At 61.7% G+C, this 17,456-nt stretch carries 12 protein-coding genes and 1 pseudogene; 1 reads left to right on the forward strand and 12 read right to left on the reverse strand.

Features of this window, described 5'->3' with window-relative positions; translation table 11 throughout:
* Nucleotides 1–167: 167 nt before the first annotated feature.
* The 9 genes and pseudogenes from OWR21_RS12540 to OWR21_RS02095 all read right to left on the reverse strand — a co-directional run.
* Nucleotides 168–8,412: pseudogene (locus OWR21_RS12540) on the reverse strand (hemagglutinin repeat-containing protein); the annotation flags it as partial.
* Between the two features lie 508 nt (nucleotides 8,413–8,920).
* Nucleotides 8,921–9,514 (reverse strand): recombinase family protein, encoded by a 594-nt coding sequence (locus OWR21_RS02060; RefSeq protein WP_332394486.1) that lies wholly within the window; start codon nucleotides 9,512–9,514, stop codon nucleotides 8,921–8,923.
* 235 nt (nucleotides 9,515–9,749) lie between these two features.
* Nucleotides 9,750–10,154 (reverse strand): hypothetical protein, encoded by a 405-nt coding sequence (locus OWR21_RS02065; protein ID WP_332394487.1) that lies wholly within the window; start codon nucleotides 10,152–10,154, stop codon nucleotides 9,750–9,752.
* Entirely contained in the window at nucleotides 10,155–10,601 is a 447-nt protein-coding gene (locus OWR21_RS02070) for a hypothetical protein (protein WP_332394488.1), read from the reverse strand.
* Nucleotides 10,602–10,999: 398 nt separating this feature from the next.
* Nucleotides 11,000–11,323 carry a hypothetical protein gene (locus tag OWR21_RS02075; RefSeq protein WP_332394489.1) on the reverse strand — a complete coding sequence of 108 codons (324 nt, stop codon included), beginning with the start codon at nucleotides 11,321–11,323 and terminating at the stop codon, nucleotides 11,000–11,002.
* Between the two features lie 68 nt (nucleotides 11,324–11,391).
* Nucleotides 11,392–11,901 (reverse strand): hypothetical protein, encoded by a 510-nt coding sequence (locus tag OWR21_RS02080; RefSeq protein ID WP_332394490.1) that lies wholly within the window; start codon nucleotides 11,899–11,901, stop codon nucleotides 11,392–11,394.
* A 337-nt stretch (nucleotides 11,902–12,238) separates the two neighbouring features.
* Nucleotides 12,239–12,568, reverse strand: coding sequence for a hypothetical protein (locus OWR21_RS02085; protein WP_332394491.1), 330 nt, complete (start codon nucleotides 12,566–12,568; stop codon nucleotides 12,239–12,241).
* Between the two features lie 86 nt (nucleotides 12,569–12,654).
* The gene (locus OWR21_RS02090) at nucleotides 12,655–13,335 is read right to left on the reverse strand and encodes a hypothetical protein (protein ID WP_332394492.1); all 681 of its coding nucleotides are present in this window, start codon (nucleotides 13,333–13,335) and stop codon (nucleotides 12,655–12,657) included.
* Nucleotides 13,332–13,760 carry a hypothetical protein gene (locus OWR21_RS02095; RefSeq protein WP_332394493.1) on the reverse strand — a complete coding sequence of 143 codons (429 nt, stop codon included), beginning with the start codon at nucleotides 13,758–13,760 and terminating at the stop codon, nucleotides 13,332–13,334. Before OWR21_RS02095 ends, OWR21_RS02090 begins: the two co-directional genes overlap by 4 nt.
* Nucleotides 13,761–13,996: 236 nt before the next feature.
* Between OWR21_RS02095 and OWR21_RS02100 the strand changes: the two genes are divergently transcribed.
* The gene (locus OWR21_RS02100; RefSeq protein ID WP_332394494.1) at nucleotides 13,997–14,476 is read left to right on the forward strand and encodes a transcriptional regulator; all 480 of its coding nucleotides are present in this window, start codon (nucleotides 13,997–13,999) and stop codon (nucleotides 14,474–14,476) included.
* Here the strand turns inward: OWR21_RS02100 and OWR21_RS02105 are convergent.
* From OWR21_RS02105 to OWR21_RS02115, 3 genes are read right to left on the reverse strand one after another with little or no spacing between them, the layout of a single operon-like run.
* Complete coding sequence (locus OWR21_RS02105; RefSeq protein ID WP_332394495.1) at nucleotides 14,431–15,843, reverse strand: hypothetical protein; 1,413 nt, start codon at nucleotides 15,841–15,843, stop codon at nucleotides 14,431–14,433. The two genes, OWR21_RS02100 and OWR21_RS02105, sit on opposite strands and share 46 nt — an antisense overlap.
* Before the next feature lie 21 nt (nucleotides 15,844–15,864).
* Complete coding sequence (locus OWR21_RS02110) at nucleotides 15,865–16,947, reverse strand: site-specific integrase (protein WP_332394496.1); 1,083 nt, start codon at nucleotides 16,945–16,947, stop codon at nucleotides 15,865–15,867.
* Nucleotides 16,944–17,429: a hypothetical protein gene (locus OWR21_RS02115; RefSeq protein ID WP_332394497.1), complete on the reverse strand. Its 486-nt coding sequence runs from the start codon at nucleotides 17,427–17,429 to the stop codon at nucleotides 16,944–16,946. The genes OWR21_RS02110 and OWR21_RS02115 overlap by 4 nt, the downstream gene beginning before the upstream one ends.
* Nucleotides 17,430–17,456 lie beyond the last annotated feature (27 nt).

Consider the following 17,456-nt stretch of genomic DNA (forward strand, 5'->3'; position numbering starts at 1 on the left):
AAGGCGACAGCAACTGCATCCCCTCCTGGGCCTTTGCTCGCCTTGTCGTCGACGAGGCGATACCCGTTGGCCAGCAGCATGTTCTCGGCCTGATCTGGGCTGATCGCCTTGCCGGTCTTGTCCTGGTAAAAGGCTGCAAAGTCTTTTGCCTTGTCCTTGGCCCACTGGCGCTCGTCAGGGTGCAACTGCCGATTGAAGCGGTCAACGTTCGCTGCCGTTGCCGCGCCTGAACCACCACCCACCGCGAAACCGATGCCACCTGCCGCGATGTTTGCAGCCAGGTTCCCGATCGTCTCATTCAGATCAGCGTTGCCCGTGTTCACACCTCCGGCCACCGTCTTGCCAAGCTCCTGCAACTGCGGGGCCAGTTTGGACGACACACCCGCGCCAACGGCGCCAGCCAAGGCGTTACCTCCGCCCAGTCCCGCGATCAGTGCACCGCCTGCCATATGCAGAGCAGCACGGTAGTCACCGCCCTCGGCCCAGCCCTTTGCATCCGCCTGAGCGGCATCGAGTGCCGCCTTGTTGGCATCTGACGGATCTTGCTTGTAGGCGGTATCCGCTGCAGCGAGCCGCTGGTTAGCTTCCGTGAGCTTTGCTCCAGCAATATCACCCACCGTCTTCGCCACGGCCTCGCCGGCAGCTTGTGCGGCCGCCATCATGTCCGTCTGCTTCGATAGGATGTTGTTCAGGTCCGGGTTCTTGCCAACGGTGGTGTTGGTGTTCGACGTGTCGCGAGTCAGGGTCGCTACGTCCTGCCTCTGCGCATCCTTGTTCGTGATGGTGATGGAGCCCTGCGAGATGGCGGCCTGTGCCACACCGCTTTGGCTGCCGCTCTCGCTCTGCGGAATCATCGGACTGATACCGCCTGGGTTCTTACCCGACGTATTGCCGGTGATGGGCTGGCCCACCGGGTTGCCGCTGGCCATCCCACCCGAGATGCCGAACGAGTCCGCACTGTAGTCGGAGTGGTTCTGCACATCGCTCCAGGTGAGCGTCCCGGTGGTGAGCTTGTTCTTGTCCGGGGTGGCGGTGCTCGCAATCACTGCGCCCTTGAGGTCCGTGTTGCCCTTGACGTTGATGTCGAAACCGCCATCGCCTGCCTTGATACCGGACTGCTCCGTCACGTTGGCATACGTGCCGTTGGCGCTGCCGTGGCTTGCCGAGAAACTGGCCGATCCGCCGCCGGTGCCGATCGTGAGACCGCCACCCATGCTGTCCTGCTTGGCGTTCGATTGCGCGGTGTCCTGACGGCTGGCCAGGTTCAGGTTGCCGCCCACGTCGGCCGACACCTTGCCGCCGCTGACAACGCCGCCCAGCACGTTGGTGTCGTTACCGGACACGATCCGCACGGAATCGCTGCCGTTGACGTGGCTGTTCAGTTGCGTAACGCTCGTGCTGTCGGCGTTGCCCTTAGCCTTGAGGCCGAGGCAGAGACCGCAAAACCAGAACTGCCCACCTGCACCCCAATGCTCGCGCTGCTCGATTCGTTGCGGCTGTGGCTCTCGTCCGTATCGGTGGCCGATACGATGTTCACGTCACGCTTGGCAGAGAGCGCCACCTGCTTGGCGTTCACATCCGAGCCGACGATGTTCAGGTCGCCGGCGGTCTTGTTGCCGTTCGCATCCACCCCGGTCGCGTTGAAGCTCGCCTTGCCGCCGGCCGTGACGGAGGACCCGGTGTGCTGGGTCCCATCGTCCGTCATGGTCTGCTTGCTCTGGCTGGTGCCGAACGACACGCTCACGGCCGCGCCGGAGGTCAGATCGCCGCCGGACGACGCAAGTGCTTTGCCCGCGTCGTAGGCGTCGCGTGCCCCAGCAATGCCCCACAGCGCCGACGCGCGGCCACTCTGGCTGGCCGCAGCGTTCTGGCCCATCTGCACGGCGCCCACGGCCGCACCGATCGCACCACCGACCACGCCGACCGACACGCCGCTCTGTTTGACCTCGTGCGTTTCGTCATGGTGCGTGCTACCTTGCGCGGCCTGGATCGTCACATCGGCACCGGTGCCGGTGATGTCCTTGGCCGCAATGACCTGGCTGCCCGTCACCGTCAGTGCATTGCCGGCCGTCATGTTCACGTTGCCGCCCGTGCTACCGACCATGCTGGCGGTCTGCGACTCGGCGCTGTCGTTCATCGTGTCCTTCTGGTCGCGCTTGCCGTATGACAGACCGCCCATCGCCCCGAAGCCCGACTTGGTGGTCTGCTCAAAGTTGTAGCTGGAGCTGGTGTTCTGCGCCGTCGTCACCGTCAGGTTGTTGCCGGCCTGCAGGTTCACGTCATTGGTGGCCGCCACGGTCGAGCCCTGCACCGTGAGGTCGTGGCCGGCCGCTGCCGTCACCGAGTCGCCGGAGATGGAAGAGCCCACCGCGTTGGTGCTGCTGGTGTTCTGCACCTTGGTGGTCTGCTCGGACGACAGGAAGCCGGAGTGCTTGTTTTCCGACCAGGAGTTGGACGTGTGCTTCTCCGTCACCGCGCCAATGGTCACGTCGCCCGTACCCACCAGCTTGGCCTGGCCGTTGCCCGTGGTGACGGACGAACCGAGCACCGCCACATTGCCAGGCCCCTGATTGGCCACCGCTGCCACGCCGTTAGCTTGCAGGACCTGATTGACGGCCTGCGTCTGCCCTGCGCCGAGCGTCGCGTTGTTACCCGCCTGGATGGCGCTGCTGCTGGCCATCTCGTCGGAGGACGATTTGGTGTACTGGGCGGTGCCGCCAAGCGAGCCTTCGCTGTGCGTGTGTATCGAGCGCCGCCGTCTCCGTCACATTACGCGCAGCAACAACGCTGGCATTGTTGCCAGCCTGTACCGTGGAAGAGGTGAGCGTCGCATCGCGCCCGGCCACCGCCACCACGTTCTGCCCAGCCGCAACGGTGCTGCCCACGTTCGTCGTGGTCTGGTCGTGCGAGTAGCTCTGCCCGCCGCGCGAGACGGCATCCTGCGTGGTGCCGGTCTGTACGGTGCCCAGGTTCAGGTCACGGCCGGCGGCAAGCGTCGCCGTATTGCCCGCCGCGACTGCGCCCGCTTGCATGTTGATGTCGCGCCCTGCGGCCACCGTGGCATTGTTGGTGGCGGAGATCGTGCCCACCGCGCCAATGCCTGTCGCGCCCGCCATGTAATTGTTCGGCCCGACCGTGTTGAGGTTCGAGATGAGCTGCGCCGAGTTGATGACATCGCGCCCGGCCACCACGCCCACATTCTGGCCAGTGATGGTGCCGCCCAGGTTGCGCACGTCCTGCAGTGCCTGCACGCTAGTCGCGCTGCCAGCCCCGCCGATCGTGCCCTGGTTGACGATGTTGTTGCCCAGCACCTGGGTCGCCACATCGCCAACGATACGGCCGCTGTTTTTCACATCCCCTGTGGCCACCAATCCAACCGCCTTACCCGTCACCAGCGCGCCGGTGGAATTCAGATCCACCGCGTTGGCCTGGGCCAGGTAGAGCTTCGGCACGAGCACCGTCTGACGCGAGCCATCCGGAAGCGTCACATCCTGCGACACCAACCACACCATGTCGGTGGTGAGCTGCGCCATCTGCGTGTCGGTCAGGCCAATGCCCGGGGCGAGGTTAAAGCTCTTGGCGTACTTCACGCCCGAATCCATCAGCGCTTGGTACTCCGTGAGCTGGTCGCTGTAGCCGGCGAGGAACGTGCGCCCTGTGAGCTGCGTGATCTGGTCGCGCACGAGCTTCTCTTCATAGAAGCCGTCGCCCAGGCGCTTCTCGGTGGTCTGCGGATTGAGGCCGAGCTGGCCCAGCATGTAGTCGCTGGAGATGAACTTGGTGTATTGCGTGAAACGTGGGTCGGTCGCCACCAGGTACGTGGCCCCAGGCGCGGTCTGGAAGTGGAACAGGCCATTGATGGGCAGCGTCAGGTTCGGAATGCCGCCGGACGCGGTGCCCAGCGTCTGGTGTTGCGTCGTCTGCCCGGAAGCGCCAGCGACCGAAGTACCTGTTGCACCACCACCCCGCAACGCCGCTGCCCGTCACCGTCTCGCCCACGCGGTTCACAGTCGTGACGTTGATGGTCTGCGCGTTGGTCTGCACCGCCTGGTTGGACGATGCGATGGCAGGCAAGGCGTCCACGGTGGTGGAGGCCACCGGCGAGGTCGGATACGCACAACCTGCGTGTCCTGGTCGCCGCCCGTCTTCTGGTGCCAGTAGAAGGTCGACGTCTCCGTGGTTTGCGTGCTCTGCTGCAGGACGGTGCCCTTGTCATCAACCGAGCCACCAACCGCCGAGCGCACCAGGTTGCCGCCGGCCGCCATGGTCGACGACTCATTGAGAATCGAGCCGCCGTCGCTATTGATGCGGATGTTGCCTGACGCCCGAATCCGCGCTGCGGCACTGGCCGACACGAGCTGGTCCGTGGTGGTCGTCGTGGCGGACGTGCGTTGCGTCTCGTTGTAATCGCGCTGATCGATCCCGAGGTCGTAACGCACGCGTACCTGATCCGGGCGCAGGTTCTTGCTCGGGTCCCAGTCCGGCCAGAAGGTGATGGAGTAGGTGCTGCCGTTGTCCGTGATGGACTGGTAGTACTGCGTCGGGTTGCTGGTGATCGAGCGCGTGAGGATCGGCTGATAGTTACAGGCCGGGTCGCTGGTGTCGCAGCTTGGCCCGTACGGGTTCTGGTACTGCTCGATGGGCGAGGTCGTGAAGGACAGCGTCTTGCCGGTCGTGTTGAGCGACGTGACCGTGGATTTGTCGACGGTGACCGTGATGGGCTGCATCAGCGCATAGGTGAGGCTCGCGCTGATCGGTGCGTTTTGTCCGCTCCAGCGCCAGCTCGGGAAGGTGATGCTCTGGTGGTAATTCATGTCCAGGCCGGTAAAGCCTGCATACCACGTGGTGAGCGTCTGGCTGGCCGTCGTCGGCGTGCCTGGCGCCGTCACGATGCTGGTGCGCGTGTTCTTGACCACCTTGGCGGCGATGTCGATGTCCCCATCCGCCTCGATGTCCGCCGAGCGGTTGGTGAGCGTGCCGACCTGGTGGATCAACATGCCCGTGTTCGGGTCGCGCACGCCGTCCTTGGCAATCTGCAGATTGCCGGCGCTGTACATCGTGGCGCCGTCCAGGTTCGACACCGAGTTGTTGGCGTACACCTTGAGGTCCTGCGCGGCTGCGATCAACGCAGCGGGACCGGAGTTCGTCACGTCATCGGCCTGCACCTTGACCTGGTTCCCGATGAGGGTGCCCGTGTTTGTCAGCGTCGGGCTGTTCGTCTGGACGGAATCGCCCTCGATGCGGCCGGCGTTGTTGATCGTGTTGGTGGCCGTGACCGTGGTGTTGGTGCCGGTGATGTCACCCGTCGCCGTGTCGATGATGTTGGCGCCCGACACGGACGTGTTGCCGGCGGCACCCAACGTCGCGCTGTTGGTCAGCGTCCCCGTGGCCGACAGCGACATGTTGCCGTCCGCGCGCAGGTGGTTGTTCGCGCCGTTCGTGTAGTCACCCGTGACCTGCAGGGTGAGGTTGCGGCCGGCCGTCATTTCGCCGTCACCGGAGACGCCGCCTTGCACCGACACGTCGCGATTGGCTCGCACGTTACCGCCGCCGTTCGTCATCGTTGCGACGTTGACCTTGGCATCCTGGCCACCTTGTAGCGAGCCGCCGTCGTTGGCCAGCGTGGCACCGGTCTGGTTCAGCACCAGGTCTTGGGCGCCATAGATCAGGCCGCCGCGGTTGTCGATCTGGCTCGATGTATTGAGCGCCAGAGCAGCGCCGGCGGCCACCGTACCCTTGTTCGTGTTCGACAGGGTCTGGCTGTTCAGCGTGACGTTCCCATTTCCACCCAGCGCACCGCCATCGTTCTTGAGGCTGGTGGCGGCCGTGACGGTGGTGGCACCGTCGCCCGCGTTGACCAGGCGGCCGGACGTGTTGTCGATGCTCGCACCCGACACGGATGCGGTGCCGTGCGCGCCGTTGGCTGCAATGACGCCCTGGCCGTTCTGCAGGGCGCCGGCGGCCGTGGCCGACAGGTTCCCGGAAGTCTGGGCCGATCCCTTGGTGTTGTCGAGCTGGCCACCGCTGGCCAGCGTCAGGCCGGTCTGGCCGTAGAGCGAACCCTGCGTGTTGGCCAGGTCTCCCGTGGTGGTGACCGAAGTGGCGCCCTGCGCCGAGGCGCTGCCCTGCGTGTTGTCGAGCGACGCCGATCGCGTCGTCAGGTCGCCGTTGGTCTGAATCTGACCGCCCACATTCGACAACGCGCCGGAGCTGGTGAGTGAAAGCGCACCCGTTCCCGAGTGCAGCAGCTTGCCGCCGTCACTGGTCACCGTCTGCGCATTGACCGTGAGGTTCTGGGCGTTCGCTGCAATCGTGCCGCCTGTGTTGTCCAACGCGGCACCGACCTGCAGCATGGTGTCCGCCTGGCTGTACTGTTTGATCGCGCCACCTTGGTTACTGAGATTGCCGGTGGTCGTGAGCGCGAGCTGGTTGCCTTCAATCGTGCCGCCGGTGTTGTCGATCGAGCCTGCGGAGACGTTCGTCGTGTCGGCGGACAGCGTGCCGTGCTGGTTGGTCACGGCACCGCCGCTGATATTCGCGGCAAGTGCGCGACCCGCCGTGACGCTGCCGTTGCTGTTGTCCAGCGTTGATGCGTTCAGCGTGGCATCGGTCGCCGCGCTGATCTGACCGTGGTTCGTGAGTGTTTGCGTGGTCAGGTTCGCGGCGCCGTTGCCGCCAATGACGCCACCCTGCGCGCCATCGGCTGTCGTGCCAGCCGCATTGGTAATCGACGTGGCGGCGTTGACCGTGAGGCCATCGGCATTGAGCGAGACCAGACGACCGGCCGTGTTGTCGATCGTGGCCCCCGAGACTGCGAGCGCCCCTCCGGCTTGGACCGTACCCTGCGTGTTGTTCACCGCGCCGGTGGACTGCACGCCCACGGCGGCCTGGCTCACGATCTGGCCGCCAGCATTGGATACGCTACCGGCTGTGACCTGCACCGGGCCGTTGCCGCTCAGGTGGCCGGCATCGTTGACCAACGCGCCTGCGGCGTTGGCATTGAGCGCGCCACCAGCATGCGTGGACGAGCCAGTCAGGTCGACATTGCCCGAAGAATTGAGCGCGAGATTCCCGTTCACCGAGGTGTTGCTGTGCGCCAGGCTCACACCTGCACCCTGGAAGGTCGCGTTGCCGCCGGCGGCATTGGTGCCCGAGGCAGACAGTGCACCGCTGGCCGTCACGTTCAGGTCAGCCGCCTGCGTGACCGTGCCGTTCTGCGCGACGCCGGCACCCATGCTACCGGTGGAGTTCACCGCGCCCGCATTGACGGACAGGCCTTGCTGCGCGGCGAGCGCCCCCGAATTGGTCAGCGTGCCGTCGCTGGCCAGCGACACGGCACCACCCCCATACGTCGCGCCCGAGTTCGTTACGTCACCGTGCGCGCTGGCATTGACGTTTCCGCTAGCGCTGGTGGTGCCGGCCAGGATCAGTTGGCCCGCAGACGTGAGGGTCAGGTCGCCGGCCTGCGCGGCCGTCACGCCCTTGAGCGACACGCCGACCCCGTTTTCCGTTGAGGCGAGCAGAATCTTGTTGGCGTACATACCCCCAGCGCGCTCACATCAATGCCAAGCGCAGGGCGGCGCCGGTGCCCGCGATCGGCGTGGCGGCCAAGGTGTTGCGGTCGACCTGGTTGGCCCCGGCGACCACGTTCAAGGTGTTGGCATAGACCGCTGCATTGGCCTGCACGGCTCGGGCAATCAGGTCCACCTGGTCCACATTGGCCGCGTTCAGGCCCGCGCCCTGAATGGAAATCTGGCCACCGGTGACGCGGTACGCATCCAGGCTGCCGGTTCCTCCGAAGACAGGGACGCCTGTCGTCAGCGTCGCTCGACTTGTGTTGATAAAGCCGCCCCCGCTGACCGTGATGCCATTCGGATTGGCTATCACCACCTCTGCCCGTTGCCCAGCCACCTCGGAGTAGCCCTGGATGGTGGTCGGCGACGTGCTGGTGATCTGGTTGACGATGATGCGTGCGCTGCCGCCGGGCAACAGGTTCGGGTTGCCGTTGATGTAACCCGCCTGCTGCGTCTGTGTCAGGCTCGGACTGTTGTTGAGTATGTTCCCTTGGCTTGGAACATTGAACTGCGAGTAGGTATTGAGTGAAACGCCGCTGCCGTTCGGCCGTGCGATGTTCACTTGCTGCAAGCCGTTGGCCGTCTGCACGACTTGCGCGCCGGAGCCTGGAGCCGCGACCACCTGCGCGTACACAGCCGCCGGCACGCCCACCGCCAACCACGTGCCAAAGACCAATGGCAACACGGTAAAGCGTGCCACCGTCGCAGCCACTCCGACTGCTCCCTGAGCCCGCGAGCCCGCGTGGCGTCCCTTGCCTGCTGACGTTGCCGTTTCCTCGACGGCCACAAGCATGCCGCGCACGGCATTAAAGACGGTCCGGTAACACTTGGTGTTCATGATGGTTCTCTACTGACACGGCAGACGACAACAGCCTGCTGGCGAGCGCATGAACGTTCGCAAAGCAGGCGACACATGGGGCGACGACAGACAGCAGACGTGCGCCGGTTACAGCGCAAGCCGTTCCGAGTCAGGTGATGGGGCAGAGGAGAGCTGGGTCGAATGCCCAACAAGGCGGAGACGCACAAAGACGCGCCCGAGATGTCGTCTCATGCAAAAGCACTCCCTGCCCCGTCTGAAATGGAACGAACCCCTGGCGGCCTCGCTCTGTCTGGCGCAGAGCGATTGCCTTTTTGCTGTTTGCGCGGATGATAATCGAAACGGCCTAACGGATAATCAACAACTGCAAAGACAACAAAAATTCGATGCAAATGCGCGACGTCGAGTGATATTTAAATCTGAATTCAATGAATTTGAATTCAGGCTAACCGACGTGCCGCAACACCATTTCGGTAATAACTTCGACATCGAAAGGAATTTGCAACCGGTTGCAAACCGCCGAGACAGCTCAAGTCGGCCCGTCAGCCGCTATGCGCCCGCGCACTCGCATCACGGTCTGGCGACTAGTGTTGAGGTCCCGCGCAATAGCGGCGATGGCATCCCCTTGAGCCAGGCGTTGCTGAACTAGGTGTTCCTGCTTAGCAGTCAGCGCGCGCGGGCGACCTAGTATCTTGCCGGCGTCCTTGGCCCGAGCGAGCCCCGAGGCGGTACGCTCTAGCAACAAGTCGCGCTCAAACTCCGCGACCGCCGACAACACCGACATCGTCATCTTGCCCGCAGCACTGGTTAGGTCTGCTCCACCCAGCGCCAGACAGTGCACGCGCACGCCGGCCTGCTGTAGGTCCTCGACCGTCATGCGCACGTCCATCGCGTTGCGCCCGAGTCGATCCAGTTTCGTCACCACCAACACATCCCCAGCTTCCAGGCGATCACGCAGCTTGGCGAAACCTTGCCGCTGACTCGCCGCCACCGAGCCGGATACGACTTCCGCGACCACGCGCCGCGACTCGACATTGAAGCCGGCCGCACGAATCTCCCGCACTTGGTTCTCGGTGCTCTGCTCTGCGGTCGATACCCGACAGTACGAAAAAACCCTCGTCATTCCTAGTTTCCCTGTACCAAAACGATGTACGGAACATTAACAGCGTACGGAATGAGGTCAAGCAGGTTTTCGGACAGCGGTGATGGGGATGTTCAAAAACGAACGATATCGTACAGGGATGGTGTGAGCGCCAGCTAATCATCTGGCAAACAAGGTGCAGCGCGTAACAATGTTGCTGCCCCTTTGCTCAACAGCAGAGCCAAATTGCACGGACATCGGGCAGCCCCTCTGCTAGCTAAGCTCGAATAGCAAGGTCGCCAACCTGCGCGCCTGCCAACACCTTCAGTGTTTCCTTTCCAGGTGTAATAGATTCTGTTACCGAATCTTGCGGCCCCAAGAAAGTAACTAGACCTGTGGCACGTGAAGTAACCTTCTTGATTTGCTTTACATCATCCGCCTTCACGTATTCACATGATTGTACTGTGGAAATTTTTGACTGAACGTGAACTACTTTGACCTTTCCTCTAACAATCTCCAGCCGGTCAAGCTCCTCGTTGGTATCTGGGTCAACGACAATATCACCCAGTCCAACTAGCAAAAACTTGTCGCCGAGGCCAATGCCCTTCAACTCACCAGCGTTGATAACGACAGTGGTGGAATCAATCAGCCCTACCACCTTGGCGAAGTATCGATCGTTCATTTAAATCTCCTGCGCACCAAATAACTCGAAAGCCGTCACCGGGACTACTGGCCTAATCTCTATTGTTTTCAGATCATCTGCTGACAGATCGGCCCCATTGAAAACCCCAAGGTCGGTTCGGATTTTTATTTGAATCATCTTCTCTTGAACCAGATGCACGACGGCTAGATAGGCTAACTTATCCACGCCGTCGCGCTGCGAGTAGCAGCCAACTATTATGCTATTGAGAAAATTCTCGTTGCGACGAATAACGAAGATCCCGTCCGCTCCCCCGATGAATTTGATCGGAATCTCAAATGGGGGAGGGGGTTTTTTCTCTAAAGAAAGATCAGATATTATTTTTAATAAAATCAGGGTGATCGTTGACCCAAGGAGAGTTGCAAATATCAGCCACTTAACTGAAACCGTCGCATTCACATCAACAAACATCGTGACCAGCGCAGACAAGAAGCCGGCCGCGCCAACAAGAAGTGATGCCCCACTAATGCTAAATATTCCGCTAACAATTCGATCTTTCATTTTTTATGTTAATTTAGCGGGGATATGTTTTTCACGTCATCAGAGCAACGTACTCATCAGTTCACGCAATCGCGTAACTTCGGCTACACCAGTCGCGCTCCATTGCCGAGGTATATGCGTCGCCTCGGAGTGTACGTCAGATTTTGACGATGATCCCCCGGGCGGAAAATAACTCTTATGGTGGGGGCCGACTCATGCGCGGCACCGTAAGCGGCAAAATCTCCGCTGGCACACGAGAAACGTAGACATGCCGGATACAACCTTCGGGATTTTGCCAGCTACTAGGCTTGAACCGGCTCTAACGCCGACCCACAGTTGCTTGCATTTCACAGCTTCGAGCCGGACCGACTCCGCACAGAACGGGCACTTGCGATACGCACCGTACTGCCCAGACCGGCGGCAAGCTGCTGCTCGTTCTTGCCCGTCAGCACGACGATCAGCGCTACCATTGGGACAAGGAACGCCAGCAGTGCCGCTACCATGCCGTTGACGTGACCTTCGGTGGCAATAGAAGCGCCCGTCACCATCAGCGGGCCGAGGATCAAAATGCCGGCGAAGGACCAGCCCCATCGGAGGCCCTTCTTCCAGGCGATGCCGGCAACGATGGCGGCACAGGCGATGTACAGGAAAAAGCCGGTGATTGGCTCCACGGAAAGGTCCCCTCGCAGTTGATGAAATCAGCGTGTGAAGGTGCGGCCGGCGCGTCCGCTGGCCACGATCAGGGCGACGACGGCGCCCGCCTCGGCGCACCGCGAAACTGCGCCGCCGGCACGACCACGTATGACGGGTGCGGCGCGGCGGTAAGCAGATCGGCAGCGGTGCAACGCTTCGCCGTCTTGCAGCCGTCCAGCGCTAGTCCCTTGGCCCAGGTGCCAGGCAACGCCTCGTTGGCCAGGAACGCCACCCAGTTGTCCGGGTAGCGCTCCCGCGTGTGGATCAGCAGATGCGCTCGACGGGAAACTGGGTAGGCGTCCCAAGGGCGCGCGTAATCTTCCTGATGAAGTCCAACCTCTCCCTCTCTTCCGGTGACAGAGCACACTTGGGGATACCGCAGCCAGCCGTTTAGTTCGTAGAACCGCACAAGCTGCCATGCCCGGATGCGTGCCGCCCCATCGAAGCCGTTGTAGGGACCGATGGTCGGCCACTTCCACCGTGGCAGGTCAAACACCGTCTGCGGTCGGTCGAACGCCAGTGTCGTGAATTCGAAGCGGTGGGTGGCGGGCTCCATGTCAGACGGCAGGTCACGGCGACAAGGGCTGTCATGCGCTGCCAATGCTATGCCTAGACCTGCCACGTCTTCCATGGCGGCGCGGGTAAACGATCCGTGGTTTCCATCCACAAATAGTTAGCGTTGCAACCGGTTTCAAAATCGATAGCAGAAACGTGTCACTGCTACCGAGGTTGTGACATGTGTCGCCTATCGTAGGATCGCCCGTATTGCATCGCGGACCAGCGTCCATACCGTGGTACGTACGGCGGTGCGCGCGGCTAATTCACCCATGGACATGCGCTGCCTATCTTGTCGAGCCGGCGCAGTCTCCGGGACCAGCTGGGGCGCTCCGAGGCTACGTCTCAAGGCCGCCGGATCGCGCTGATACTCTTGCAGCAACCTCTCGCTCTTCTTCGATGTATGCGAGGTACCGCTCGCCGAGCCCAGGAATCCCAGCCTCGGCTTCATATTCCGCAGCCTTACGCGCGATCACCCCTTCAAACTTGGCCGCGTATACGGGCGCTAGGGCCATGGCTGAGGCTGGATCATTCGTTGCAGAGATTTCCAGAAAACCCTTCCAGTAGTCCCTCGCCAGCCCGTGGCACATGTCACGGTAGGTTTCCAGCACTCGTTGAAGCACCGGGTCAGTTTCCGCACGTTCTTTCAGCGTCAAGCTGTCGCTCATGTCTGTCCTGCTCGTCATTGATTCCGCACGAAGAGTCGTGTGTTTGCCGCCGGCCGCCATCACGACAGCCCCGGCGACGAGCACGGCTAGTCGAGATAGCGAGTGGTGAAGGTTTTGTCGAGGCCTGCGAAGAACTGCTCCCGGTACTGAGCAATCAGGCGCCGGGTAGATTCCTCGATATCGTCTTGGCCGTTGGCCTTTCCGTCGGGCAACACGAACCGCTCATTGGCGGTGTACGTCCGAACCACCTTGCCGTCCTGCTCCACCTCGAAGCTGACCCGTACGTTCATGAAGTAGTTGCGCCGGCCGGGCATCGTGAACAGCGATACGATTGGCGCCTTATCGACGGCGTGGAATTCCCAATAGGCGTCCGCGCGCTCGATGCGGACAACGATGCGCTGCTTGCTGCCATCCGCGTGCACTGTTGCCTGATCGAAGTACCTCTTAAGGTCCGCCGCGACGATGGCCGCCGTTTCGGCAGGGACAGGCACGAACGTGGTGTCGAACACCTTGTGCTCGTGCGGTGTTGGCGGTGGCGCTTCGTTTTTCATCTCCACCGAGGCGACCATAGGCTTGACGCTAACCGATGTCCGCACGAGATGCGCTGACTGCGACACGTCCAGGGGCACTGGCGTCGCGCAGGCACCTAACAGCAGAGACAGCGCGACGACGCAGAAGAAACGGCCTGGCAAGGCGATGCGCGTGCCGGAAGCGGGGGCGGAGGCACCGCACATGGCGCCCGCCGACAGAATCAAGCGGAGGCTCATGGATTCTCGACCTCCAGCTTCAGGTCGTTCACGGCATCATTGAATCCGCGTTCCGCCCCAACATCCGCCGGCCCGCTCCCCACGCTCTCCACATAGGTTCGCCATCGCGCGTAGACCTTCTTGATGCCTTCACGTACGGCCGGGCGGTGAGGCTTGGCAATCTCGGCCTTAAAGGCGGCCTCCCCCTTATCGAGCGCCGCCACGCAGGACTGCGTCGCCTTCTGGGCTTGCTCCTGGCTAAAGTCGCGCGATATGTCGAGCCTCGTGGCGCTGTTCGCCAATCCTTGCGAGAACGCACATCGGTGCGCCGCATCACGAAGCGTCTGGATGTACTGAAGTTCGGTCCTTTCTTGAACTTGGGCGGCGGCGCACAGCGCCCATGCAAAGGTGATGGCGCCGATTGTGGCGCTCAGTGTCTTGTTCATGCAGCTGCTCCATTGGACTTATTGGGTCCCGCAATCTTGGGTCCCGCAATCGAGTGGGCAATGAAACCGGTTGCAAAATCAGCGGTTCCCAGTGTCCGCATGCGGGCAACATGCCGCCTGCCCGGAGCATCAAAACTCCCCGCCCCACGCCAGCAGCGCACCGACTTTAAAGCCGTTAGTTGTTTCTGACAACCGTTAGTTATCGTGGCGAGCGCCCTTTGTCCTACGCTCGGCGCATGCAACGAGCCGACGACAAGCAAGCATTCTCGGAGCGCCTCACGCAGGCCCTACGTCGGAGCCCCAAGCCAGTTGGGACTCCGTCCGAGCTTGCCATTCAGTTCAACCTGCGGCATCCGCACGAGCCCATCACGCCACAGGCTGCGCAGAAATGGTTGACGGGCAAGGCTCGGCCAACCGACGACAAGATCAGGACCCTGGCCGAATGGCTTGGCGTGTCCGAGTCGTGGTTGAGGTTCGGGATCAAGCCGTCGGACAGTGGCCCTACAAAGAAGCGGCGAAAAGAGGTTGGTGACTCGACATTCACCGAGCAGGAAGTCGCGCTGATCCGCAGCTTTCGGCAACTACCGGCACATCGCCAGACACTGATACGCGATCTGATTACTGACCTCGCCTTGACGCGTGAACGACGGGGTTCTGGAACCCCTACGCTCTACTCTTGGCAGACGGGCGAGAACACCTCGAACAGCGGCCGATAACGCGCCGCGAGCGGAAAATACGGGTCACGGCTGGACTGACGCCCTACACCCGTCGACTCCACAACCCCCAACTGTTCAAGACCGCGCGCAACAGAATCTGTCACCAAGGCGTCCTCTCCCTGGCACCACACACCGCCACGCGTCAATAATTGCGCCAAAACGTCGGCGGCGACATCAGGTTGTCCGCGTAACTGGTCCATCAACAGCATCGCCAGTTCGCTCAGTCGGCCGATCAGTGCGTCAGGTGCCAACTCTTCGCCGCCGCGCTCGTTGTACGCACGAAGCACAGCTTGTCGCGCTTGGTTCGCACGGCGCGCCGCATTGACGGCAACGAATCGAAGCCGTTCCGCAATAGGCATCCCAGCGTTACCGGGGATGTCCTTGCGATGACGTATCTCTAGCCGAATTCTGTCCACCGTCTTCGGATAGATTGCGATGCCGACAGCATCGGTGAGCCGCCCTGTAAACGCGAGTAGCTCCGTTCCGTCTTCCAGCGACCATATCCGCTCCCCGCTGTCCTTGCACAGGGTCCAGAGGGTCGACCGCAGCCCGCGCACCGTCTCAATCGCACTGATGTGACCGAACTCCCAATAGGTCTCGGCCTGGGTGAGAACCCACGGCCGTTGCGGCGCAAGCCATCGCCTATCGGCGACGCGGCAGCCAACCAAGTGCTCGATTAATGCCTCCACAGCCCGCAGACTATTGACCGCATCGGTCGCCGAATCGGGCAAAGATTCGCCCGTGGACGTGTCCAGCTGTGCAACCGGATTCAAAAGATGCCCTGGTATCAAATTGTCGTGCCGCAGGCTGGCCGACTCATCGGCGATTGCTTGGAAAGTTGTCTCGTCGGAGGTCAGGATATGCTGCCAGCTTGCCGTCGCGATATCGATGCCACGCGTGCTGGCATGTGCTGCCAGCCGTGTCGGTCTGAAGACAACTGTGACCTGCAATTGCGTTCGCGGTCGCGCGGCCTCTTCGCCTATCTGGGCCGGCCTGCCGCCTGCAAAACGGAACCGCAGTGTGATATCGACGAGCCAGCGCGCGCCTTCGTCCGTCGTCCTGTGCAACCCGACTTTCATGAACGCATCGCTGCCGTTCAGCGTGCGGATGAACGCGTGGCATCGCGGGTCTAAGTCCCCACCCACCACCGCGTGGCCCGCTGCAATATGGTTCGCAAGTTCGACGGGGCTGTCGTAGTCGAAGGGTACGTTGCTGATCAGGTAGTCACGCTTGACCTCCATGCGATCAAAGCGTGCATACTCGGCGGCTACCTGCTGATCCCCATTAAGAAAATTCTGTAGGCGGAAATGGGCGCGCGTGCGGATGCGAACACGGTGCCCTTCTTCACTACGGCGATGTGTTGCCATGTGGTGATTGTCGTCCTTGCTCTAATCTTCGTTGTGCCTCTTCTTGACCACCTGTAGAGGCAGCAGTCGTTCGACAGCAGGGAACCGGACCTTGGACAGCTCTTCGAGCTTTCGTTGTAGAGTATGTCCGCTGCCGTAATGCTCACGCATCGAATCACCTGCTGACCATCCGCACAACTCACTGACAATGTCCGGTGGTATGTTCGCGGCACGCGTCGCGTCCCGGAACCCGTGGCGAAACGAGTGGAAGTTCACTCGCCGGTCTGTCACACCTTGCTGCTTGCGGAAGCGGCTGAACCACTTCGAGAAGTTGTCGGAGTAGTACCCAGTTGCAGCTTTGGTCAGATCAGGGAACAGGCGCGACGTACCACTCTTTTTGACGCTCGCAGCGTAGTCCATGAATCCGAGCTGACATAGGACCGGATGGATAGGTACGTCACGCTGCGCATTGCGCGTCTTCACGTGCTTCTCTTCACCAGTCTCGCTTTCTTCCGTGATGCGCAGGAATGCAACACCATCTGCCTCGCCGATGTCCGCGACTTCGAGCTGGCACAGCTCATTCAGGCGAGCGCCATGGTAAAGAGCCAAGAGCGGCACCCAGTATCGCCCTAACTGGCTTCCCGCCACCTCGCGATATGGTCGACTGTACAGTTCGGCCGAGAAAAGCTTCACAAGATCAGACTCGCAAAACGGCTGACGTCCCTCAGCCTTGGAGCGTTTTTTCTGCGTGGGCTGGAGACCATCGGCCGGTGTCCGGTCGATGATGTGCTCTCGTACCGCCCAACGGAAGAAGCTGGCAAAGTTGAAGAGGATGTTCTCAGCGGTCTTCGCGGAGATCGGAGGTAAGCCATTCGTCTTGGCATACTCAGCGGCTTGGACCAGGGTCAGCTTCGGGAAACTCTTGGAAGCGTGTGGCGGCAGATGCGCCAGAGCTTCTTGAACCTTACGGGCGTGATCTCGCTGAACATCAACGAGAGGGAAATTGCCTCCGACAATCTCCCGCAGCAGTTTGAAGCCCATCTTATAGCCCTGGCTGTTCTTCGCGCTCAGTCCAGCACGCTGCGGGTCGCCGAGGAATCGCTCGATGGCTTGCGCGACCGTCACGGCGTTTTTTCGCTCCAGGGGACAAGAGCACTACCGACCTCCGCCAGAGCGCCTGCGGGCCGGAAAATCGGGTCTCGGATGGTATGGTGCAAATCGCGTTCAACGTGATGGCGCCGAGCCATGTTGAGGCACTCGACTTCTCCGCGAATCATGTAACGCGCCAGAGTCTCCGTGCTGGTACCGGATGCGTTCGGATAGCCGAGCTGGTCCAACAGTTTCCGTGCCTGATACAGGTACTGGCCATAGGTGATGTCGTCCGGCGGCGAAACCTGCGCTAGGTCTTGATCGATTATGTCGATCGCGTCTTGCACTGACTTGTCGGGAGGGATGGGCTGCCAGACGGCATGTTCGCGCGCTTGCCAACGCGGACGGAACCAGTCGCGCGCGATCTGCTCCAGCACACCTCGCCCGACCTCAACTGCTTCAGGCGTGACGGCTTCGTCCGCATTCAGCGCAGCGGCAAATATGCGATGGATGGACACGAGAGCGTCAGAAAGCTTCCCGTTGGC

It is taken from the genome of Ralstonia sp. 1B3, assembly GCF_036631435.1.